The sequence below is a fragment of the Ruminiclostridium herbifermentans genome, from assembly GCF_005473905.2.
GTDB classification, from domain to species: Bacteria; Bacillota; Clostridia; order Acetivibrionales; family DSM-1351; genus Ruminiclostridium; species Ruminiclostridium herbifermentans.
Genome location: NZ_CP061336.1, coordinates 1408228 through 1431492 on the forward strand (window position 1 = coordinate 1408228; position 23265 = coordinate 1431492).

19 protein-coding genes are annotated in these 23265 nt (G+C 32.9%); 17 read left to right on the plus strand and 2 right to left on the minus strand.

The features are described from left to right. Positions 1-121 precede the first annotated feature (121 nt). On the plus strand, positions 122-1132 hold the full coding sequence (asnA, locus tag EHE19_RS06090) for an aspartate--ammonia ligase (protein WP_137698268.1): 1011 nt from the start codon (positions 122-124) through the stop codon (positions 1130-1132). 138 nt (positions 1133-1270) lie between these two features. Here asnA and EHE19_RS06095 read toward each other — a convergent pair whose 3' ends face one another. Beyond that, complete coding sequence (locus EHE19_RS06095) at positions 1271-1933, minus strand: DUF4397 domain-containing protein (RefSeq protein ID WP_244648343.1); 663 nt, start codon at positions 1931-1933, stop codon at positions 1271-1273. Positions 1934-2261: 328 nt separating this feature from the next. On the opposite strand from EHE19_RS06095, the gene EHE19_RS06100 reads away from it, so the two are divergent. From EHE19_RS06100 to EHE19_RS06135, 7 genes are all read left to right on the plus strand, one after another. Next, positions 2262-2756: an SEC-C metal-binding domain-containing protein gene (locus EHE19_RS06100; RefSeq protein ID WP_137698269.1), complete on the plus strand. Its 495-nt coding sequence runs from the start codon at positions 2262-2264 to the stop codon at positions 2754-2756. A gap of 877 nt (positions 2757-3633) precedes the next feature. Beyond that, complete coding sequence (locus EHE19_RS06105; RefSeq protein WP_137698270.1) at positions 3634-4986, plus strand: citrate/2-methylcitrate synthase; 1353 nt, start codon at positions 3634-3636, stop codon at positions 4984-4986. Positions 4987-5399: 413 nt separating this feature from the next. Further along, positions 5400-7142: a pyruvate kinase gene (gene pyk / locus EHE19_RS06110; RefSeq protein WP_137698271.1), complete on the plus strand. Its 1743-nt coding sequence runs from the start codon at positions 5400-5402 to the stop codon at positions 7140-7142. A 145-nt stretch (positions 7143-7287) separates the two neighbouring features. Next, a complete protein-coding gene (gene lon, locus EHE19_RS06115; RefSeq protein ID WP_137698272.1) occupies positions 7288-9597 on the plus strand; it encodes an endopeptidase La in 2310 nt (769 codons plus the stop codon). Positions 9598-9863: 266 nt separating this feature from the next. Then, entirely contained in the window at positions 9864-10943 is a 1080-nt protein-coding gene (locus tag EHE19_RS06120; RefSeq protein ID WP_137698273.1) for a tartrate dehydrogenase, read from the plus strand. Positions 10944-11579: 636 nt separating this feature from the next. Next, positions 11580-12713: a tetratricopeptide repeat protein gene (locus EHE19_RS06130; RefSeq protein WP_137698274.1), complete on the plus strand. Its 1134-nt coding sequence runs from the start codon at positions 11580-11582 to the stop codon at positions 12711-12713. A 45-nt stretch (positions 12714-12758) separates the two neighbouring features. Next, entirely contained in the window at positions 12759-13568 is an 810-nt protein-coding gene (locus EHE19_RS06135; protein WP_137698275.1) for a PRC-barrel domain-containing protein, read from the plus strand. A gap of 185 nt (positions 13569-13753) precedes the next feature. Here the strand turns inward: EHE19_RS06135 and EHE19_RS06140 are convergent, their stop codons facing one another. After that, positions 13754-14374 (minus strand): adaptor protein MecA, encoded by a 621-nt coding sequence (locus EHE19_RS06140; protein WP_137698276.1) that lies wholly within the window; start codon positions 14372-14374, stop codon positions 13754-13756. 482 nt (positions 14375-14856) lie between these two features. Here EHE19_RS06140 and EHE19_RS06145 point away from each other — a divergent pair, with 482 nt between their 5' ends. From EHE19_RS06145 to minE, 9 genes are all read left to right on the plus strand, one after another. Then, entirely contained in the window at positions 14857-15453 is a 597-nt protein-coding gene (locus EHE19_RS06145) for a Maf family protein (protein WP_137698277.1), read from the plus strand. A 380-nt stretch (positions 15454-15833) separates the two neighbouring features. Continuing rightward, entirely contained in the window at positions 15834-16523 is a 690-nt protein-coding gene (gene radC / locus EHE19_RS06150; protein ID WP_137698278.1) for a RadC family protein, read from the plus strand. A 29-nt stretch (positions 16524-16552) separates the two neighbouring features. Further along, positions 16553-17575: a rod shape-determining protein gene (locus EHE19_RS06155; RefSeq protein ID WP_137698279.1), complete on the plus strand. Its 1023-nt coding sequence runs from the start codon at positions 16553-16555 to the stop codon at positions 17573-17575. Between the two features lie 47 nt (positions 17576-17622). Further along, entirely contained in the window at positions 17623-18498 is an 876-nt protein-coding gene (gene mreC / locus EHE19_RS06160) for a rod shape-determining protein MreC (RefSeq protein WP_137698280.1), read from the plus strand. Beyond that, on the plus strand, positions 18495-19007 hold the full coding sequence (gene mreD / locus EHE19_RS06165) for a rod shape-determining protein MreD (protein ID WP_137698281.1): 513 nt from the start codon (positions 18495-18497) through the stop codon (positions 19005-19007). The genes mreC and mreD overlap by 4 nt, the downstream gene beginning before the upstream one ends. 153 nt (positions 19008-19160) lie before the next feature. Further along, on the plus strand, positions 19161-21275 hold the full coding sequence (locus EHE19_RS06170; RefSeq protein ID WP_137698282.1) for a penicillin-binding protein 2: 2115 nt from the start codon (positions 19161-19163) through the stop codon (positions 21273-21275). Between the two features lie 90 nt (positions 21276-21365). Continuing rightward, positions 21366-22055: a septum site-determining protein MinC gene (gene minC / locus EHE19_RS06175; protein WP_137698283.1), complete on the plus strand. Its 690-nt coding sequence runs from the start codon at positions 21366-21368 to the stop codon at positions 22053-22055. Between the two features lie 104 nt (positions 22056-22159). Beyond that, on the plus strand, positions 22160-22960 hold the full coding sequence (gene minD / locus EHE19_RS06180) for a septum site-determining protein MinD (protein WP_137698284.1): 801 nt from the start codon (positions 22160-22162) through the stop codon (positions 22958-22960). Between the two features lie 13 nt (positions 22961-22973). Then, complete coding sequence (gene minE, locus EHE19_RS06185) at positions 22974-23258, plus strand: cell division topological specificity factor MinE (RefSeq protein WP_137698285.1); 285 nt, start codon at positions 22974-22976, stop codon at positions 23256-23258. The last annotated feature ends 7 nt before the right edge of the window (positions 23259-23265 follow it).

Genomic DNA, 23265 nt, shown 5'->3' on the forward strand with positions numbered 1-23265 from the left:
ATTTTTTTTTGATTTCTATAGTGCATTTCATTATATTTGTGATACAATGACTGATAATTAATAATTATAAAAAATTGTAAAAACTTAATGTAATATTCGAAAATAAGTGGGGAGGTAAACCATGAAAAACCTTATAAAACCAGATGGATATAAATCTAGTCTTAATATCCGAATGACAGAAGTGGCTATAAAGCAGACTAAGGATTTCTTTGAAAATGAACTTGCTAAAGAACTGAACTTAACTAGAGTTTCAGCACCGTTATTTGTTAAGCCTGAAACTGGATTAAACGACAATCTTAATGGAGTAGAGAGACCTGTTTCTTTTGATGTAAAGGGTGTTGGCGGAGATACAGTTGAGATTGTGCATTCACTTGCAAAATGGAAGAGAATGGCTCTTAAGCGTTATGGTTTTGAATCAGGTGAAGGCCTATATACAGATATGAATGCTATCAGAAGAGATGAAGATTTGGATAACTTGCATTCAGTGTATGTAGATCAATGGGATTGGGAAAGAATTATTCAAAAAAGTGAAAGAACAGAAGAAACATTAAAGAATATCGTAAAAAAGATTTATTCTGTTTTCAAAAGAACTGAGGACTATTTAGCAAGCCTATATCCTGAATTAGAACGCATTTTACCAGAGGATATATTCTTCATTACAACTCAGGAATTAGAAGATATGTATCCTACGTTAACTCCAAAAGAAAGAGAAAATGCTTTGGCCAGAGAAAAGAAAGCTATATTTATCATGAAAATTGGTGATTTACTGAATTCTGGAATTAAACACGATGGAAGAGCACCTGACTATGACGATTGGTCATTGAATGGTGATATCGTTTTCTATTATCCAGTACTTGATATAGCATTTGAAGTATCCTCAATGGGTATTAGAGTAGATGAGGATTCACTTGTTGAACAGCTTAAAAAGGCTGAGTGTGAAGACAGGAAGAAATTCAAATTCCACAAGGATATTATTAATAAGGAACTTCCTTATACAATAGGTGGCGGAATAGGTCAATCAAGAATATGTATGTTCTTCTTAAGAAAAGCTCACATAGGTGAAGTTCAAGCTTCAGTATGGAGCGATGAAATGTTTGAAGAATGTTTAAATAATAATATATATTTACTGTAAAAGGACAATGTTTGAACTAACCGAAAATATAGTATGTTTTACAAAGTTTATTTTCGTGTTCATATGCCATATAAGAATAGCCGAAATGTACATTTGTCGCTGTATGTTTCGGCTATTTATATGCAGTAAGTGGTGAGATTAGTCTCTCAAATAAGTTGTACCATCCATTGGAATATAAACCTCAAGTGAGGATGGTTGTTGACCGTACATTCCAACTACATAGAATGTTAGGTTCCTGTTAGGCAGTAAGCGCACATTAGGCAAATTTACAACAACAGTATTAACTGTGGTAGGTTTTACTACTAAATTATAAATGCCTGGCAAAATGGTTGTATATTGACTTCCTTCTGTGTAATGGATGTCAGTAAATATGTTTTGTCCATATCTAAGTGCAAGATTTAATGCTGGAGCATTAGGTGACAAGTTGACAAAACGAATATTAACTCTGTTTCTAAAGAGTGGTTGATATACATCTTCCACGGGGAGTATTCCAATATTTGGCAATATGCCTATAACGGATAAAGTATATACTTTTTTCTCTGCTATTGGGAGGCGAATACTTAAAATAGGAGAATCCTTTAATCCAACAGGAAATGCTTCAATAATATACATACCAGCACTTACTGAAACATAATCTGTAAATTGACCAAAGGCTAACCTGTTGGCAACTTTTTTTCCATTGGCATAGATATCTACTTCAGGCGCGCCTGGAGCAGCATGAAATACTCTAATATTGGAAACACCTGGCATTTGTCGTGGATTAATTGTTTCATCGGGACAGTAAAAGCTATCATTAATCATTTTTTCACCACCATATTAATCAATCTTATATTGCAATATATGCATATTAATCCATAAGGGTTAATACAAACGATTTGTTGTCCCTAAAAATGTATGAATAAGCTTATTAAAACATTGACTAACTGATTCAATCAAATATAATTAACTATAAATACCAATGATATGTATTAATAGCGAAAATTTACATAAAATATACATGAATTTCAGTGAAGATTAATTAAAAATTAAATTTAGCTTAAATTTAATAATAAAATAAATAGTGAATGATAAAGATGTTTATGGTATAATAGCTAAGGATTTTAAAAGAAAAGGAAAAGGAGTATTTGTTATGACACTATATGAAAAGTGGAGCGAAATAGCCGAACAAGATAGAACTCCACAGGAAAACGAAGCTTTCTGGAAGGAATACTTTTTAAAAGAAAAAGACAATTATGCGGATATACTAGCTAACAATCGCAAAACATTGAAAGGAACACTTTCAGAACTTGCCAGTTCTTTTAATATGGATACAGTTACTTTTACAGGATTTTTAGATGGAATGAATACCAGCTTGGTAGAAGAACTTGATTTAGAGTCTCTAGAGGAGACAACAGAGATATCTATTGAAATAGATTATGAGAAGTTGTACTTTAATATGCTAGATGCAAAAGCTGATTGGCTTTACAATTTACCTGAGTGGGAAAACATTCTATCAGAGGAAAAAAGAAAGGCTATTACGAAAGAATACAGAGTATCCAAAATGGCAGTTAGCAATAGGGTTGGTAGAAATGATCCATGTCCTTGCGGGAGCGGGAAGAAATATAAGAAATGCTGTGGAAAGTAAGAGGCTAGAATATAACATAATAGACAATCAGTAAAAACAGACAATTTTAACTTAAGATTGCCTGTTTTTTATATATCAAAAATGCAAATGTTAATTTACCGATGAAGGTGGTATTTACTTAAACGATGTGCTTTTTGATGGATGGGCTGTTAAAACACATTTTCTGTATAGAGATGTTATATTGCAATAAATAGTGCGAGTGTAATATATATCTAATTGCGAAGAACGGTTAGAAATTGATGCTAGAAATAGTAGGTGAAAAACAAGTATTGTAGCCGACACAGCGGAAGTAAAGTAGCTGTGAGTATTAACCTGAGACAGGACGCCTTTGTGTAATACGGTCGGCGGAGGTGCTTGTTCTTCGCCGCAATTATTTCAGCGTCAATTTCGTGAGCAAGCAATAGATATATATTGCTACGTCCGTACTATTTAAGCAGTTTAAAGTAATGAACTTAAAACTTAGAGTTTGCTGACCAACTTTAATCATAAATGAATACTGATTTTGTTATTTCATTTGTAAAAGGCTGAATGTAATTATATTTTCATAAGTTTGTGAAATTTTTAATAATTAAACTTGCATTATTGGCTTATATAATATAGAATTGAAGTGGCTAGAGATATTTTTTTGAATTTATTTAAGTCTATTAATTCACATATAAGTGATTTTTGAAGTGATTTTTGAACAGACATTAGTCATATTATTTATAAAGCATACTATCATTATAACATTGGGGATATGTTTATATTGCTGATAGTATACAAGGCTTGATAAACTTATGGCAAAAAAATTGAAAAGAAGAAAAATTTTTTGGAGGTGTCAGACCATGTCATTTGGTTATATTTTAATTGATTAGAAATGATGACATGGGAAATACATATGAATGAAAAGATTAATAATTATGTAGATAAGAAGATAGATGATATTAAAAAGATAAACTATATCAATCTTGAGCAATTTGTAAGATACAATGTAAAAAAAGGATTGAGAAATAGTGACGGTTCAGGAGTATTAGTGGGACTCACAGAAATTGGAGAGGTTCATGGATATGTACTTTATGAAGGTGAAAGAAAAGAGGACGAGGGTCGTCTTATTTATAGAGGTATAGATGTTGTTGATTTGGTTAAAGGCTTTCAACAGGAGAGTAGGTTTGGATTTGAAGAGGTTTGCTATTTGCTTTTATTTGGTGAATTACCCAGTAAAGTTCAATTAGATGAGTTTGTTGAAGTGCTAAGTGAATTAAGAAATTTGCCAGAAGGATTTACAGAGGATATGATTCTTAAAGCACCAAGTTCTGATATAATGAACAAGCTTGCACGAAGCGTATTGGTGCTATATTCCTATGATGAAAATCCAGATAGTGTTGATGCAAAGAACTTATTAAGACAAAGCATTGAGTTAATAGCTAAGTTTCCAACAATGGTTGCATATGGATATCAAGCAAAATCTCACTATTATGGTGGAAAGAGCCTATATATACATAACCCAAGACCTGATTTGTCAACTGCAGAAAATATTTTGCACTTAATAAGACCTGACAATAAATATACAAAAACAGAAGCTGAAATTCTCGATTTAGCATTAGTACTTCATGCAGAGCATGGTGGCGGAAACAATTCAACGTTTGCAGCAAGAGTAGTATCATCTACTGAAACAGACACTTATTCAGCTATTGCTGCTGCTGTTGGTTCATTAAAGGGACCAAAGCATGGTGGAGCTAATATTAAGGCTATGAATATGCTGCAAAATATAAAAGAAAATGTTTCTGATTGGAATGATGAAGAAGAAATACGTAATTATTTAACAAAAATTATGGATAAACAAGCTTTTGATAAAGCTGGACTAATATATGGTCTAGGTCACGCGGTATATACTCTGTCAGACCCTAGAACAACCTTATTAAAGGAAAAAGCACATCAGCTTGCTATTGAAAAGGGCAGAGAAAAGGAATTTTTATTCTATGAAACTGTGGAAAGAATTGGACCTGAAGTATTCTGTAAGAAGAAAGGCACATCAAAGAATATTTGTGCTAATGTAGACTTTTATTCAGGTTTTGTATATGATGCATTAGGAATTCCAGCAGAGTTGTTTACACCTCTGTTTGCAGTGGCTAGAATTGTAGGCTGGTGCGCACATAGAATAGAAGAAGTTATCAGTAACCAAAAGATTATCAGACCAGCCTATAAGAGTATTTCAAAGGCAAAAGAATATATTCCGATTAACCAAAGATAAGGTGTAAGTACAAAAAATAGTATAGTATTTTTATGTAACCCGGGGCTGGTAAAAGTTAATATGACTTTTATTGTCTCGGGTTTTTAAAAATAAGTTATTTATAAATTATAGGCAAAAATAAAATAAATATAAATTGTTGGTGGTATAATAAAGCTGAAAATGATAACATTTAGTTATTATATTTGTATTTATATTTGTGTTAAAATATAAGAACTATTTATAAAATACCGCTAAAGCTGCACTCTTCATAAGCAGCGACTTATTACTTGAAAAGTTCAACATAGAGTTAAAGGTTTGATAATTAGACATTTTAGAATAAGTGGTGGGAGTTAGCGTTCGTACAGCAATGGCGCTGTAAAAATGCATGGATAGATCAAAATATATAAATGAATTGAAATTATTATGGAGGTTATATGAGAAAAACTAAAATCGTATGTACGTTAGGTCCTGCTTCAGATAATGAGGCTATACTTAGAAAACTGATGCTAGGTGGAATGAATGTAGCAAGAATTAATTTTTCACATGGCTCACATGAAGAACATAAAAAAAGAATAGATTTATTTAAAAGTATTAGAGATGAACTAAAATTACCAATTCCATTATTGTTAGATACTAAAGGTCCTGAGATAAGAACGGGCAGCTTTAAAGATGGAAAGGTTACACTAAAGGAAAATTCAGAATTTGTTTTGGTTAACAAGGATATAATTGGTGATGAGACACAATGTACTGTTTCTTATAAGGAACTTTACAAGGATGTTTCAATAGGAAGCAAGATTTTAATTGATGATGGCTTGGTTGAACTTAAGGTTATGGAAATAAATAATAAAGACATTTTCTGTGTTGTTCAAAATGGTGGAACTATAGGTAATAACAAAGGCATTAATGTTCCGGGAGCAAAATTGAAATTGCCTGCATTAACCGTTAGGGATATTGAGGATATAAAATTTGGAATTGAAAATGACTTTGATATAATTGCAGCTTCTTTTGTAAGGAAAGCAGCTGACGTAGCAGAAATCAGAAAAATACTTGAAAAAAATGGCGGCAGTGATATATTAATTATTTCCAAAATTGAAAACAGAGAAGGAATTACTAATTTTGATGAAATTCTTAAGGCTTCTGATGGAATAATGGTTGCCAGAGGTGACTTGGGAGTTGAAATTCCTGTTGAGGAGGTTCCCATTGTTCAAAAAAACATTATACAAAAGTGTTTTAGAAATGGTAAACCTGTTATTACTGCAACACAAATGCTGGACTCAATGATTAGAAATCCAAGACCAACACGTGCAGAGGCAAGTGACGTTGCAAATGCCATATTTGATGGTACTAGTGGGGTTATGTTATCAGGAGAGACAGCTGCAGGTAAGCATCCAGTTGAGGCATTAGAGGTTATGGGAAAAATTGCTGAAAAGGCTGAAAGTGCAGTGAATTACTGGAAGAGATTTGATGCTGAAATAACTGAAATTAGTACAAGTGTAACAAATGCTATAAGTCATGCTACCTGTACAACTGCTCTTGATTTAAAGGCTTCTGCAATAATTACTGTTACACAGTCAGGTCATACCGCTAGAATGATAGCCAGATTCCGTCCTGCATGTCCAATTATTGCCACTACCGTAAATCCGAAGGTACAGAGACAGCTGAATTTATCATGGGGTGTAACTCCTTTTTTAGTAAAAATGGCAACTACCACAGATGAGTTGTTTGATATGGGAATAGAAAAGGCACTTGAATCTGGAATGGTTAAAAATGGAGACTTAGCAGTTATAACAGCAGGAGTGCCAACAGGAATAAGTGGAACAACAAATACATTGAAAGTGCATATTGTGGGCAAAGTATTGGTACAGGGTACTGGAATAGGTGAATTTTCGGCTACAGGTGAGATATGTGTTGCATCCACACCAAAAGAAGCATTAGACAATTTTAGTGATGGAAATATACTTGTAGTTCCTTTTACAGACAATAGTATGCTGCCAATTATTAAAAGGGCTGCAGCTATAGTAGTAGAAGAAGGCGGACAATCATGTCATACTGCTACAGTAGGCTTGGCACTGGATATTCCAGTTATAGTTGGGGCAGAAAATGCTACTAAAATCTTGAAAACCGGATCGGTTGTGACTGTAGATGCGGAAAGAGGGTTAGTACTTAGAAGTAATTAATTAGAAGTAATTAAATTGTGATTTATACCATTTTTGTTGAACTTAAACAATATCAAGGGTATAATGTTTTATGCAATTATTATTATGTGTATAATAGTTTAGTACTGTTTAAGAAATCAGAATTTATATAATAGAGAGGATAAATATGTCAAAAATATTACCATTGTTACCATTACGCGGATTGACAGTATTTCCGTTCATGACATTATATTTTGATGTTGGAAGGCAAAAATCAATAAAAGCTCTTGAAGAAGCTATGATTAATGATCAGTTGATTTTTTTGGTTGCTCAAAAGGATGCCTCTTCGGATTCTCCTGATGTGGATGATATTTATTCAATCGGTACTATATCAAAGGTTAAGCAGCTTCTTAAACTTCAGGGAGACACTATTCGTGTGTTGGTTGAGGGAATAAGCAGAGCTGAAATAATAAATGTGGTTCAGAAGGAACCTTTCTTTGCTGTTGAAGTTTTAGAGCCTGTAGTAGATGAAAAATTTGATAATAATGAGATAGAAGCACTAAAAAGAAGATTGGTTTCAATGTTTGAAGGCTATGTTAAGCTCAGTGGTAAGGTTTCTCCAGACACAGCATTAACAGTTAATGATATAGACAATATCAGCCAAATATCAGATATTATTGCCAATAATATACCTTTAAAATTGGAACAGAAGCAGCAGATTCTTTCGGAATTTCATCCTTTGAGAAGGATAGAAAAGCTTTTACAGATTCTATATCAGGAAACAGAGATACTTGAAATAGAAAAGGATATAAATGCTAAGGTAAGAAAGCAAATAGACAAGGTACAAAAGGAGTATTACCTTAGAGAGCAAATGAAAGCAATCCAGACTGAATTAGGTGACAAAGAAGGGGTTACCGGTGAGGTTGAAGAATATAAAGCAAGGATTCCAGAGGCAGGATTCCCAGAGGATGTTGAAAAGAAGGTCATAAAAGAACTTGACAGATTATTGAAAACTCCACAAGGTTCGGCTGAAGGAAGCGTAATAAGAACCTATATTGATTGGATTTTCGACTTGCCTTGGAGCAAAAAAACAGATGAAATAATTGACTTAAACTATGCAGAAGAAGTGCTAGAACAGGATCATTATGGGCTTACAAAGGTTAAGGAGCGCATAATTGAGTATTTGGCTGTACAGAAGCTAAAAAATAGTCTTAAGGGGCCAATTTTATGCTTGGTAGGGCCTCCTGGTGTTGGTAAAACTTCAATTGCAAAATCAATTGCAAAGGCACTTAATAGAAATTACGTCCGCATATCCCTTGGAGGAGTTAAGGATGAGTCTGAAATACGCGGACACAGGAGAACTTATGTTGGTTCAATGCCAGGTAGAATAATTTCTGCATTGAAACAGGCTGGTTCAAACAATCCATTAATTCTTCTGGACGAGATAGACAAGATGAGCAGTGATTTTAGAGGAGATCCAGCTTCAGCCATGTTAGAGGTTCTGGATTCTGAGCAAAACTTTGCTTTTAGAGATCATTATTTAGAATTGCCTTTCAGCTTGTCAAATGTTTTGTTTTTAACTACTGCAAATAGCTTGGATACTGTACCTAGACCTTTGCTTGACAGAATGGAAGTTCTTGAACTTTCATCTTACACAGAGGAGGACAAGGCTAATATTGCAATGAAGTATCTGTTGCCAAAGCAAATTGAACTTCATGGTTTAACCTCAAAGAATATAAAGATTGATGAAGAAACTATAAGAGATGTTATTAACTTCTATACAAAAGAAGCAGGAGTAAGAAATCTTGAAAGAGAGATAGGAGCAATTTGCAGAAAGGTTGCTAAGGCAATTGTTTCAGAAAACAGAAGAACAATAACAATTACTCGTTCAAATTTGGACAAGTATCTCGGCATAAAGAAATATAGATTTGATTATGCAAATGAGCATGATGAAATAGGTATTGCTACTGGACTTGCATGGACTTCTGTTGGTGGAGTAACCTTATCTATTGAAGTAAACATAATGCCTGGAAATGGAAAACTAGAATTGACAGGTCATTTAGGAGATGTTATGAAAGAGTCTGCTAAAGCTGCAATAAGCTATATCAGGTCTGTTTGTAAAGAACTCAAGATTTCAGAAGATTTTTATGAAAAGAATGACATTCATATTCATGTTCCTGAGGGTGCTACTCCAAAGGATGGACCTTCAGCAGGAATAACTCTTGCAACAGCAATGGTTTCAGCTTTATCAGGAGTACCAGTAAGCAGAAAGGTTGCTATGACAGGTGAAATAACATTAAGAGGAAGAGTCCTTCCAATTGGAGGCTTGAAAGAAAAGGTGCTTGCTGCACACAGAGCTGGTATAGATACTGTAATTATACCTATTGATAATAAAAAGGATATTGATGATATACCAGAAAATGTAAGAAAGTCACTGAAATTTATTTGTGCTTCAGATATGAAAACAGTTTTAAAAAATGCATTATCTACAAAATAGATATGCAGAATATTATTATTTTAGACATAACGCCCAGACTCATAATGAAGTTATTTACAAATGAATTATTTACAAAATAATTATCAACAAAATAAATATTACAAAATATATTCTTTTGCAGAGAAATTTCATTGCAGCAGCAGAGGCGTTTAAACAAGGCGGGAGAGGTCTTTAACATATGAAAACTAAAGCTATATTCTTGAGTTTAGAAGTAGGGGATATTTTCTTGCCTAGTTATATAAATTATTTGTTAGGGGTGTAAATAAATGAAATCACACAAGATAGCTGTAATTGCAGGTGATGGAATAGGACCTGAGGTAATAAGCGAAGGGGTAAAGGTATTAAAAGCAGTATCAAAATTGAATCCAGAGATAAATTTTGAATTCACAGATTTCCCTTGGGGATGTGAGTATTATGTTAAAACTGGTAAAATGATTGCAGATGATGGAATGGAAACATTAAAGAAATTTGATGCAATTTATTTAGGTGCTGTTGGTTATCCAGGAGTACCTGACCACATTTCTCTTTGGGGATTGCTACTTAAAATAAGAAAGGGCTTTGACCAATATATAAATCTTCGTCCAGTTAAGCTTCTTAATGGCGCAGAGTGCCCATTAAAAAATGTTGACCGCAGCCAGATTGATATGGTTGTTATCCGTGAAAACAGCGAAGGTGAGTATGCTGGGGCAGGAGATTGGCTATTTAAGGGAAAACCTGAAGAAGTAGTGCTTCAAACAGGTGTATTCTCTCGTAAAGGCTGTGAACGTGTAATCAGATATGCCTATGAATTAGCAAGAAAAGAAGGAAAAACGCTTACAAGTATCAGTAAGGCAAATGCACTCAACTACTCTATGGTTTTCTGGGATGAGGTTTTTGAGGAAATTGGAAAAGAATATCCAGATGTTAAGACTTATTCATATCTTGTTGATGCAGCATGTATGTTCTTTGTTAAGCAGCCAGAAAGATTCCAGATAGTAGTAACCTCAAATCTGTTTGGAGATATCGTGACAGATCTTGGTGCTGCTATCGCGGGTGGACTTGGCTTGGCTGCAGGAGCAAACTTAAATCCTGAGCGTACTTTCCCTTCAATGTTTGAGCCTGTGCATGGTTCAGCACCTGATATAGCAGGACAGGGAAAAGCAAATCCTTTGGCTGCAATATGGTCAGTAAGTCAGATGCTCGACTTCTTTGGATATGAGAACTGGGGAAAAGCAGTATTAGATGCAATTGAAAAGGTAATGGTAGAAAAGAAATTCTTAACCCCTGATATGGGTGGTACATCAAAGACAAATGAGGTTGGAGATGCTGTTGTAAAAGCACTTGAAGAAATAGCTGCCAATATGTAATATGGCTTTCTTCAATAATAAAAATAAATGCAAATAATAAATATAAAAGTGATAGAACTCTTAAAGTAGAGTACTTCGATATTTACTATATTCTATGACTTTTAATGAGAGTATATAGAAGTAAGAAGTGCTTTTGCAAATGATTATTGCGCTAATTTTGCGTTGGACTTATATTGAGTTTAATCTGTAATTATATAAAATTAAATATTAAACTAGAATATATAAAAGCTTGTGACTGTAAGTACTAGATATTGAAATAAAAATGTTCAGTATTTAGGCACAGTCAACAGGCTTTTTCCCATTTCAAGTCTAAAACTAAGTTATTTTTCTTCATATATATAATGATATATTGGACAATAGCAATTAAGTTAGAAATGATATTTAAATTCGTATAATGTAATTAAATGGCCAAAATATTAGGTTATTACTGTAAATTACCAAATAAAATGTTTTGAATTAAGATGCAAACTATCAAATTAAGTGATAAAATAAAACTATATATCGAAAGCTACTGTCTTTTTGATAAAATCAAATAGATAAGCAGGAATTTTGTTGTAGTATCACGAATATATCTAAATTAGTCAGATAGTACTTTGCAAAAGAAGATATAATTGATATACTAATGTGGAGGCGCTTATGTTTTATACTGTAATTTCGACTTTGATCATCATAGTCACCTCGCTAGTTGCTTTCTATTTGCTTTATAGGGCAAAAGAATTAAGTTTAGGAATTTTAATTTCAATTTCACTTGGATCTATAACCTTAGGATTTACATTTTTGCCGATCTTTAAAACAGTAACAGTATTTTTGAAAGAAAGTATATTTATAAATAAAAGCTTTGCTTTTGTAATATCTGTACTTACAGTTTTAATTATTTTTCTGATATTTATTTTAATAATTAGTTTTATCATTTCATTAGCAATGCCTAGTAAATTAGCTTCTATAGACTGTTGTGTCATAATAGACAATGTAATAGCTAAAATTAAAAATGCTTTTACTGAAAACATGTTAAAAAAACCAGTTGACACTGAACAAAAAATTGATACAATGGGTATAGAAAAAAAAGAAGTGGATAGTGACATTAATATAAGTGATGTAGCATATGGTGATGCGTGTGCATGTGAAGAAACTGAAAAAGAAGTAGCATGTGTATTGCAATATGATTCTAATAATTCAGATGTTACTGAACAAGTAAATACTGACTATAGCGATGTTGTTCAATCAGAACATGTGGAAACAATAACTTCTGATATATCTGAAGAAATAAATTCAGAAGAAATAGATTCTAAAGAAATAGAATCTGACGAAATAGATATTTATTATTCAGATAATAATATGGGAGATCAAATTTCTGAGACCGAAGTACCAGAAGTTGAGGCAGCAGAGACTAATGCTGCGGAAACTGATGTGCAAATAAACGAAATTCCAGAAATCAGTATTTCAGAAAGCGAAACGCAAATCCCAGCACCAGAAGCAAAACTTGAAAAAATATCAACAGAGGATATAAGTGATGCAAAATCCTTAGTACTTATAGCTCTTGAGAAGAAAGGCAATAATAAGAAAGAAGAAGCTATAGAGTACTATATGAAGGCGTTGCAGCGACAACCGGATGTTGAAATGATACTTTGGATTGTACTAGATGTTTGTGCTCTGTATAAACAACTTGGCTTAAATGAATTGGCTATAAGCATTTTGGAAACTATGGCCAACCAATATGGAACTGTCATTAAGCCAGAAGTAAAAAAGGAAATTATGAATTGCTTAGTATAAATATGAATAAGATTTTCTTGGAATTTTGAGGGGGGTACTTTTTTTATGAAAAAGTCAAAAGAAATAATTGGATTACCTATAATTAGCATATCTGATGGAACTGAAGTTGGTAAAGTCAAAACTGTAATAATTAATGCTGAAAAAGGAGCAATAGATTATGTAGTAGTGGATAGTGGCATTCAAATACTTAGTGCTAAAGTCATTCCTACAGAATATGTTCTCGGTATAGGTGAGTATGCATTAACAATTGAGAATGAAGATGCTATAAACGATATTAGCAAAATACCTGCTGCTATTGATTTACTTCAAAAAAATATTCAAGTCAAGGGCACAAAGGTATTAACTAAAAAAGGTCGTCTAATTGGTGAAATTGGAGATATATATGTAAATGAGGATGACCATTGTTCAATTATTGGACTTGAATTTATAGCTGATATAACACAGAAAAATGTGAGAATTATTCCTCGTGATAGCATAATTACCTTTGGAAAAAATCTTGTGGTGGTTAAAGATGATGTTGAGACAACACTTTTGAATAGTGCAGCACAAATAAACAATTCAGCTGAGCAAGCGGATATCGAAAAAAAAAATTTAGAACCTAATTTGAATCAAGCAAATGACAGTATTAATAACACTGTTAATAGCACTGCTACAGAAGAAATTGATTCTGGAGCTGTGTCTGATATGATGGAAATGAAACATAAAGAATACCTAAATGGAAAGATCGCTACTAAAACCATATATGATGATGATGGTAGTGTTTTAATAGAAGAAAATACAGTAATAGATGATGAGATTTTTGAAATTGCAAAAGCTTATGGCAAGGTAATCGAATTAGTTATGAATAATAGATAATAATAAAGGTTACAGCTAGCACTGTAACCTTTATTTGAATATATTAATGTTTATCTCTAAAATTTAAATAATTACATATTACTACATTCTTATAAATTATAAAATAAACGCACTCAACTGGTCGTTTGGCCAGTTGAGTTAAAATTAAGCAAAACAGCATTTTATACTTTCATAAAAGTATCTGATTAAAAGTATTTGCTCAACGTCTGTATAGCGTTATCAGAAATTATTTTCTGTCCATATTCATTTAGATAGCCTTCAAAGAAACTAACATTTGTAATCTGAGTAGAATATTCACACATAAAAATATCTAAAGATTTCGAAGAAGATGCAGAACTTCCAGTCAACAAGAGGTAATAGCAGTTTTTATGCTTAATTAGTGAACTTTCTCCTTTATAATATGTGCAAATACGCTTACATAATGAACATAAATCTTCAATTGATTCGAAGCAATAAATTTTTAGAGCAGAACAAACCTTACTTTTCTTTTTCTTTTGTCTCAAGTCAGAATTCTTGTATTTGCTTTTTATATATTTCTGAATTGATTCAAATTCACCTTCAGAATCTATTTTGGTTATTGTAACTACAAATCCTTCTTCATTCTCAGGAGAAGCCTCAAAAATGAGTTGAGAATCATGTGATGCAAAACCATACTCTTCTTCAGCTCTCTCCATCATATCCCAAAATAATTCTTGAGCTGCTGGTGAATTATAATTCAAAGAGCCTAAATCAATATTTCTTTCCTCAAGATCACTAAGAGTTATAGTTACCCTCAATACGTTGTCATTAACTTTTTCAATTCTCATATAATCACCAACTCACTTAAATTATTTTCACTACCAAATTTACTAGTTATTATTATATTATACTTCCAAAATTACAAAATGAGAAGCAATTTTTCCGATAATTATTCATTTTAAAATATGTAATTTATATTACATTAACCAAATTTTTCTTAACTAATATTTTACTATTTTACAAATAATATATGAGGAAAGAAAATATGCCCAAACTTAGATAAGTAAAGAGCATTGTTTTAGCTTAAGGAAGTAAAAACATCTCCTGCCTCGATGAAACGCCACATGATGCAATGAAATTTATCTGCAATGGGAAAATTTTGTCTTGAAAGTAGGCATTTTAATAAAAATTTTAAAGAATCTACATTATGTTTGAAATATAAGCTATAAAAATATATAATTATATAGGTTATATTTGGTTATTGAAATGGTTATTAAAATGGTTATTGAAAATTGAAAATATTAAAATTTATAAATGGTATGGTGAAATTGTGAGAGATATTATTTTAGCGTCAGCGTCTCCTAGAAGACAACAATTGTTAACACAAATGGGTCTGCATTTTAATTTAAAACCCTCTGATATTGAGGAAGTTATAGATAATACATTGGAGCCTTGTCAGGTTGCTATGTCCTTAGCAAGTCAAAAATGTAATGATGTTGTGTCTCAAATTGAGGAGGATTGCATTGTTATCGGTGCAGATACAATAGTAGTCAAAGATAACAAAATGCTTGGAAAGCCTAGAGATGAAAGAGAAGCTTTTAACATGCTTACTAGCCTTAGGGGTGAATGGCATCAGGTTGTAACAGGGCTTTGCTTATATAGAACCAGCGATAAAAAAAGCATATGTGATTATGAAATAACTAAAGTAAAAATATCTGATAAGTCAGATGAATTTATAAATGAATACATTTCAACAAAAGAGCCTTTTGACAAAGCCGGTGCATATGGGATTCAAGGATATGGCTCATTACTTGTTGAAAGAATTGATGGGTGTTATTTTAATGTAATGGGATTACCAATATATAAACTATCATGTATGTTAGAGGAATTGGGATATAAGATTAGCCTTGAAAAAGCAGAAGCTTAGAATAATAGGTTATTAATTTATAGTTAGTGCTGAATTAATAAGGCAATAATTTTTCTATTCAACTCTTTGTAAAATAATAATATATTGTAAAATAACATATTGTAAAGAGCATGCTTTCTTAAATTATATGTTGAATTACGTATTAGGACTTATTAAATTATATTTTAGCTTATAAATGTTTGTACAAGTTAATGTAATAATCAATTCTAACAGAAATAATTGTAGGTATTCATACTTATCAATGAAAATTCGATGAAAATTCGATGGAATTTTGGTTGAGAACTAAGTAGAGTGTTTATATCAACTAAAATGTACACATTAAAAAGAAAAACTTTCTTTGCAACTAGTAATATTTAGTATAACTGAATTAGGGGAAAAAGATGGACAGATTGAAAATTAAAGAACTTCCTTTATGTGAAAGACCATATGACAAGCTTGAAGCAGTTGGTTCAGAGCATCTGTCAAATGCAGAACTTCTAGCTGTTATTATAAAGACTGGTACAAAGTCATTTACTGCAGTTGAATTAGCTCAGCTAGTGCTAAAGATGTCTCACGATGGCAGGCTTTCATCCTTGAACAATTTATCTATTGAGCAGCTAATGCAAATAAAAGGAATAGGAAAGGTTAAAGCTTTTCAGATAAAATCTGTGTTAGAATTATCAAAAAGGATTGCATCTAGTGACGGGATAGTGCATCATGTAATAAAGAGTTCAAAAGATATTAGCACACTTTTGATGGAAGAAATGCGTTATTTAAAAAAAGAGGTTTTCAAAGCAGTTTTACTTGATACAAAAAATCAAGTGATTAAAATTATAGATGTTTCAATTGGAAGTTTAAATTCTTCAATTGTTCATCCACGAGAGGTGTTTTGTGAGGCTGTAAAAATCGGCTGCAATAGTATTATTTTTGTGCATAATCATCCAAGCGGCGATCCCACTCCCAGTTCGGAAGATATTAAAACTACGCAGAGACTTTTGGAGTGTGGGGATATTTTAGGAATTAGAGTTTTGGATCATATCATAATAGGGGATGGAAAGTTTATTAGCTTTAAAGAAAAGTGTATTATTTAATAATTTAGAAATTACAGGAGGATATATAAATGGGTTTTTTTGCAAGAGATATAGGAATAGATTTGGGAACAGCAAATACTTTAGTTCATGTTAAGGGTAAAGGAATAGTAGTACGAGAGCCATCGGTTGTTGCTGTTAATGCAAAAACTAATGAGGTTTTAGCTGTAGGAGAGGCTGCAAAAGAGATGATTGGGCGTACACCAGGAAGTATTGTGGCTATTAGACCAATGAAGGATGGTGTTATAGCTGATTTTGATATTACTCAGAGTATGATTAAGCATTTTATAAAAAAGGCAATATCAAATGGTGTTTTAAGTAAACCAAGAGTTGTAATATGCGTACCATCAGGAGTTACAGAAGTTGAAAAGAGAGCTGTTGAAGATGCTACGCTTCAGGCTGGTGCAAAAGAAGCATATTTGATTGAAGAGCCAATGGCAGCTGCTATAGGTGCTAATTTGCCTGTTGATGAGCCCTCAGGAAGTATGGTGGTAGATATAGGTGGAGGAACAAGTGAAGTTGCAGTTATTTCGTTGGGAGGGATAGTAACAAGTAAATCTCTGAGAGTAGCTGGTGATGAATTGGATGACGCCATTGCACACTATATCAAAAAAGAGTATAGCTTGATGATTGGAGAGCGTTCTGCTGAACAAATAAAGGTTACAATTGGCGGAGCATTTCCTAAGACAAAAGAAGAGAAAATGGAAATAAGAGGAAGGGACTTAATAACAGGTTTGCCAAAGAATATTGAGATAACATCCTCTGAGATAAATGAAGCATTAAAGGAGCCTGTTAATGCAATAATTGATTCAATTAAGTTTACTTTGGAAAAAACTCCTCCTGAGCTTGCATCTGACATTATGGATAAAGGAATTATGCTCACTGGTGGAGGTGCACTGCTTGATGGTCTTGATAAATTGATTATGCAGGAGACTGGAATGCCTGTTTCAGTTGCAGAAAATCCATTAGATTGTGTAGCACTTGGCACAGCTAAAGTGCTTGAAGAAATTGAAACTCTTAAAAAGGTTCTAATTTCCCCAAAGAGACTCAAATAGCTGCAATGAATGATTTAAGATAACAAGTTAGTGGGGTGAAGTTGTCTTTGAGGTTATTTACAGGTAAATCATTAATACTAATAGTAATTACACTTGTTTTAATTGTGTGTATTGGACTGTCTGTAAATCCCAACAGCAGTGTGAATTGGTTTGGAGATTTGATTTCCGTACCATTTACTTCAGTTGGTAAAGTCCTTTCATATGCAGGTCAGCAGATAGAGGAAGGTGTTGGCCTATTTAATGATGTTGAAAAGCTGAGAGCTGAAAATAAGAGATTAAATGAAGCTATAGATAAATTCAATAATGAGAGGACAGAGTATTTAAGACTTAAAAGTGAGAATGAAGATTTAAAGAGTGTCCTTAAAATGAGAAAAGAGTTAGAGGACTTTGAGTTTTTAGGAGCTAACATTATAGCTAAGGACTCTGGTAAATTTTTTAATGTGTTTTTGATAGATAAGGGATATACAAGTGGAATTAAGTATAATATGCCAGTGATTACTAGTAAGGGGCTAGTTGGTAAGGTTTCAGCAGCTCAGCCATTCTCTTCGAAAATAATTAGTATAATAGAGGAAGGAAGTGCAGCTAGTGCAATAGTATCTAAAACTGGTGATTTAGTTGTAGTTAAAGGGGATTTAAAACTTTCTAAGGAAGGACTTTGCAAAATAGAGTATATTCCTGCAGATTTAGATTTATCCCAAGGAGATGTAATTGAAACTTCAGGCATGGGCGGTATTTATCCTAAGGGAATAATTATAGGAACTATTAAAGAAGTTCGGCAAGGAGAAAGTGATCTTGACAAATATGCTATTGTAGAGCCTGCTGTTGATTTAAAAAGGTTGAGCCAAGTGGTAATACTAAAAAATACATCAACAGAGATGAGTTCAGAAGAGATATCTTCAGAAATGGAGATTACTGATAAATGAGGAATAAAGTTATATTTTACATTATACTCATATTCACCTTCGTAATTATACAGGTAAATTTCTTAAACTTTATAAGTATATTTGGAGTAATACCCAATATAGTGATAGTATTAATTGTAAGTATTGCACTATTAGAAGGCAAAATTCACGGTGCAGCAGTAGGTTTTTCAGTTGGATTATGCATGGATGCAGTAGTAGGTGTTGCTCTGGGATTTCAAGCATTGCTTGGTATGCTGTTAGGCTTTGCGTTGGGGAATACTAATAAAAGGTTTTTTAAAGAAAATCTTTTAGTTATGTTTATATGTACTTTTATTTCAACCATATTATTCGAATGTGCTATGTTTTTAGGCTCTTATATATATGGTATACCTTTAGACTTTATTTTAACTCTTAAAAATATTATATTTCCAGAAGCAATACTTAACAGTGTTTTAGGATTGATTTTATTTTTTATAATTGTTCAAATTAATAAAAGATGGTTCTATAATCAAGGAAAAAACAGATATTAATATTTTGTAAAGATGTTTTAATGAACTAATAGAAAATGTTAAGGCCTTTTGCTTGATTTAAGTTATCAATAAATAGCATAATATTTATATCTGATAGTGATAGGGGGATTCTGTGTCCATTATTTTAAAAATAATAATAGGCATGGTCATAAAATGAAACAGTTTTTTAAGGATAGATATAATATTTTAGGTATAAGTATAGTGATGGTATTTGCATTAATTGTATATCAATTGGTAAATATTCAGCTAATTCAGGGTGAGAATTATTTCAATCAATCTCAATCCATAAACTTAAAATCAAGGACAATTTTAGCTGAAAGAGGCAATATTCTTGATAGATATGGAGTTCCTATAGCTACTAATTCAAGTAGTTATTCTCTGATGCTAATGACAACAGGAACTTCTTCAGACCAATTAAATGAGATTCTATTAAAATTATCTAAAATATTAGAGAAAAATGGTGACACTTATAAAAATTCATTCTCTAAGTACTTGACTTATAATCCAATTGAATTTGGGTCAGCGATAGCTAAAAGTCAAGATAGAATCAAAGCTTTAAGAAATGTAACAGGGTATCCGTTTCAAGGATATAATCAAGCTTCCACCGCAAAAGATGTATTCAATTATTTAAAGGATACTGCTTTTAAAATTGACAAGAAGTATTCCGATGAGGAAGCTTATAAGATTATGACATTAAGATTTGAGATAATGGGATATAATTCTTTAAATCCTGTAATTGCAGAAAACATTAGTAATGCAACTGTCGCTGAAGTTGAGGAGAGAATAGATGAGTTTCCGGGTGCTATAATTGATACTGTACCCAGCAGAAAATATGTTGATGCTGAATATGCGGCTCATTTAATTGGATATGTGAGGACAGTCAGTGAAAATGATTTGATTAAGCATGCTGATGAAGGCTATAATATGAATGATATTATAGGCAAGTCCGGAATAGAACTCACGGCTGAAGGATATTTGAGAGGAACCAATGGATACCGAAGAATTGAGATTGATGACAATGGTAAAACAAAAATCATTAGTGAAGAGGCCGTGAAGCCCGGAAGTGATGTGGTGCTTACAATAGATATGCGACTTCAAAAGGCTGCCATGGATTCTCTGGAAAAGAATATTCCAATTATAAGAGAAAGGAAAAATTCTCAGAACCACAAGGATGCATATGCTGGTGCAGTTGTAGCACTAGATGTAAAGACAGGTGACGTATTGGCTTTAGCTAGTTATCCTAGCTATGATCCGTCAATATTTTTAGCAGATGCTAGTGATAAAGAAGCACAAAAGGCTATAAGTGCCCTTTATGATGCTTCTAATACCACAACCTCTGAATATAATAGGGCAACAAAAGGAATTTATGCACCAGGGTCAACATTTAAGCCTCTTGTTGGTATTGCAGGCTTAGAGGAAGGTGTTATAAACCCATATGAGAAGTACTTTGACAAAGGATATGTTCAATATGGAGATATAATGCTTAAGTCAATAGAATACAGGACATATAAGGGAGGACTTGGATGGGTTAATATGATTCAGGCAATCCAGAAATCCAGTAACCCCTATTTCTACGTGCTAGGCAATAAAGTAGGCATTAATAATATTGTTAAGTGGGCAACAAGGTTTGGACTAGGACAAAAAACAGGAATTGAACTAGATGAAAGCACAGGAAACATATCCTCTAGAGAATTTAAAGCAAAGATTGACCCGGATCCATGGACAGAAACAAATACGGCTCAGTCTGCTATAGGCCAGCTTTATAACAGCTTCACACCTATACAGTTGGCAAATTATACGGCAACAATAGCTAATGGTGGTAAGAGATTTAAGCCGCATGTTATTAAGAGAGTAATAAAATATGATGGTTCAATTGTTACAGAGACTAAACCAGAATATGAAATATTGCCTGTTAAAAAAGAAAATATGGCTATTATTCAAGAAGGAATGAAAGCTGTTGCAAATAGTGAAGATCCTGGAGGAACTGCTTCATCAGCGTTTGTAGAGTTACTTCCTATTAAAGTTGCTGGTAAAACTGGAACGGCTGAAACTGGAAACGAAGCAAATCACTCTTCAAATGCATTGTTTATATGCTATGCTCCTGCAGACAATCCTGAAATAGCTGTTGCAGTTGTTGTTGAGAGAGGAGTATTGGGCGCATATACTGCACCTATTGCTTGTGATGTGTTAAAAGAGTATTTTGATATAAAAGGTGTTCAGAACGAGGATTACGCTGTGAAAAGAGACATAGTTGAATTGACTAGATGATTTTTTACTTGGTTTGGATGAAAAAGGAGGGAGCAATTCCATACCGTGTATTTATCTGGAATATGATATTTGTGAGGTATGGTGATAATTATGGATGAGAATGCAGTTACTTTTAAAGGAACGGTTAATGGGCTAACAATTATTTTAAAAGATGATGTGAGCTTTGAAGAACTTGTAAATAGCTTGCTTATAAAGATTAATAGTGCAGGTAAATTTTTTCGTGGTGCAAAATTAGCTGTAAGATACAGAGGACGCACATTAAACGCCGAAGAAAGAGAGAAACTCTTTGAGCTACTTAAAGAGAATAGCGGGGCACAAATACTATCTTTTGACGAAGATAAAACAGAAAAGCCAGCGGCAAAAGCAGCATCAAATGGAAACACAAATGAAAGAAATAATCAAATTAAAAAGTACACATATTTCAAGGGCATAGATGAAGGTGTAACAAAATTCTATAGAGGAACTGTTAGATCAGGTCAGCTTATTACCTTTGACGGAAATGTTGTTATATTAGGAGATGTTAATCCAGGAGCAGTTATTGAAGCAACTGGAAATATAATAGTAATGGGATTGCTTAGAGGGGTAGTTCATGCTGGCAGTGATGGAAACAAGGAAGCTATAATAGCGGCACTAGGACTAAACCCAACGCAATTGCGCATCGGAGATATAATTGCTAGATCACCAGATGATGAAAAGGGTATTGGAACTAATTTGATTCCTGAGTTAGCATATGTCAAAGATGATAAATTGTTTGTGGAACGCTTTTTACCACAGAGGTAATTGACAAATTTAAAAAACAAATATATAGTTTTATATGTATTAGTTTAGATATTAAGAAATTTCTTATAAATATGTATTGTTTTATATGAATTGGAGGCAGCTGTATGGGTGAGGTAATTGTAATTACGTCTGGCAAAGGTGGTGTTGGTAAAACAACAACAACTGCAAATATTGGCACAGGATTGGCACTAGCGGGTAAGAAAGTGGTGCTTATAGATACTGATATTGGACTAAGAAATCTTGATGTTGTAATGGGATTAGAAAACAGAATAGTATATGACCTTGTAGATGTAATTGACGGTGTATGCAGAGTTAAGCAGGCATTGATAAAGGATAAGAGATATGAGGGCTTGTATCTTCTTCCAGCTGCTCAAACCAGAGATAAGTCAGCTGTAACACCAGAACAGATGATTAATTTAGTTACTGAATTGAAGAATGAATTTGACTATATTATAATTGATTGTCCTGCAGGTATTGAGCAAGGTTTCAAAAATGCAATTGCTGGAGCAAATAGAGCAATTGTTGTAACAACACCAGAGGTATCGGCAGTTAGAGATGCTGACCGTATTGTTGGACTTTTAGAAGCAAATGAGCTAAGAAATCCAAAACTCCTTATTAACAGAGTAAGAATCGATATGGTAAAACGCGGTGATATGATGAGTATTGATGATATTATTGACATTCTTGCTATTGACTTAATAGGTGTGGTTCCTGATGATGAAAAAATTGTTATTTCAACTAATAGAGGTGAACCTGCAGTTACTGATGATAAATCATTAGCTGGACAAGCTTACCGCAATGTTACCAGGAGAATTCAAGGTGAGGAAGTACCTATAATGAACCTTGAAAGCGATGATGGATTTTTATTTAAGTTTAAAAAGTTGTTAGGTTTCAAAACTACATAAGGAGGTAAACAATATGCTGATTGATTTTTCAAAAATCTTTGGCAAATCAAAACCATCAAAGGATGTAGCCAAAGAAAGATTGCAATTGGTTCTTATTCACGATAGAGCAAATGTATCTCCTGAATTTTTAGATATGATAAAAGGAGAAATTATAAAGGTAATTCAGCATTATATGGAAATAGACGAAAGAGCTCTTGATATTCAGCTTACAAGAACTAAAAGTGATGATGGAGACAGAGTTGTTCCTGCGTTGATAGCTAATATACCTATAAGAAATGTAAGAAATGCAGGTAAATAAAATATAA

What these genes read in the sequence shown, in the direction of transcription:
- EHE19_RS06095 (WP_244648343.1), bottom strand. Translation starts at nt 1,933, where the DNA reads ATGATTAATGATAGCTTTTACTGTCCCGATGAAACAATTAATCCACGA.
- mreD (WP_137698281.1), top strand. Translation starts at nt 18,495, where the DNA reads ATGAGGAATAAAGTTATATTTTACATTATACTCATATTCACCTTCGTA.
- minD (WP_137698284.1), top strand. Translation starts at nt 22,160, where the DNA reads ATGGGTGAGGTAATTGTAATTACGTCTGGCAAAGGTGGTGTTGGTAAA.
- radC (WP_137698278.1), top strand. Translation starts at nt 15,834, where the DNA reads ATGGACAGATTGAAAATTAAAGAACTTCCTTTATGTGAAAGACCATAT.
- EHE19_RS06140 (WP_137698276.1), bottom strand. Translation starts at nt 14,374, where the DNA reads ATGAGAATTGAAAAAGTTAATGACAACGTATTGAGGGTAACTATAACT.
- minE (WP_137698285.1), top strand. Translation starts at nt 22,974, where the DNA reads ATGCTGATTGATTTTTCAAAAATCTTTGGCAAATCAAAACCATCAAAG.
- EHE19_RS06100 (WP_137698269.1), top strand. Translation starts at nt 2,262, where the DNA reads ATGACACTATATGAAAAGTGGAGCGAAATAGCCGAACAAGATAGAACT.
- EHE19_RS06170 (WP_137698282.1), top strand. Translation starts at nt 19,161, where the DNA reads ATGAAACAGTTTTTTAAGGATAGATATAATATTTTAGGTATAAGTATA.
- asnA (WP_137698268.1), top strand. Translation starts at nt 122, where the DNA reads ATGAAAAACCTTATAAAACCAGATGGATATAAATCTAGTCTTAATATC.
- EHE19_RS06105 (WP_137698270.1), top strand. Translation starts at nt 3,634, where the DNA reads ATGAATGAAAAGATTAATAATTATGTAGATAAGAAGATAGATGATATT.
- lon (WP_137698272.1), top strand. Translation starts at nt 7,288, where the DNA reads ATGTCAAAAATATTACCATTGTTACCATTACGCGGATTGACAGTATTT.
- minC (WP_137698283.1), top strand. Translation starts at nt 21,366, where the DNA reads ATGGATGAGAATGCAGTTACTTTTAAAGGAACGGTTAATGGGCTAACA.
- pyk (WP_137698271.1), top strand. Translation starts at nt 5,400, where the DNA reads ATGAGAAAAACTAAAATCGTATGTACGTTAGGTCCTGCTTCAGATAAT.
- EHE19_RS06120 (WP_137698273.1), top strand. Translation starts at nt 9,864, where the DNA reads ATGAAATCACACAAGATAGCTGTAATTGCAGGTGATGGAATAGGACCT.
- EHE19_RS06135 (WP_137698275.1), top strand. Translation starts at nt 12,759, where the DNA reads ATGAAAAAGTCAAAAGAAATAATTGGATTACCTATAATTAGCATATCT.
- EHE19_RS06155 (WP_137698279.1), top strand. Translation starts at nt 16,553, where the DNA reads ATGGGTTTTTTTGCAAGAGATATAGGAATAGATTTGGGAACAGCAAAT.
- EHE19_RS06130 (WP_137698274.1), top strand. Translation starts at nt 11,580, where the DNA reads ATGTTTTATACTGTAATTTCGACTTTGATCATCATAGTCACCTCGCTA.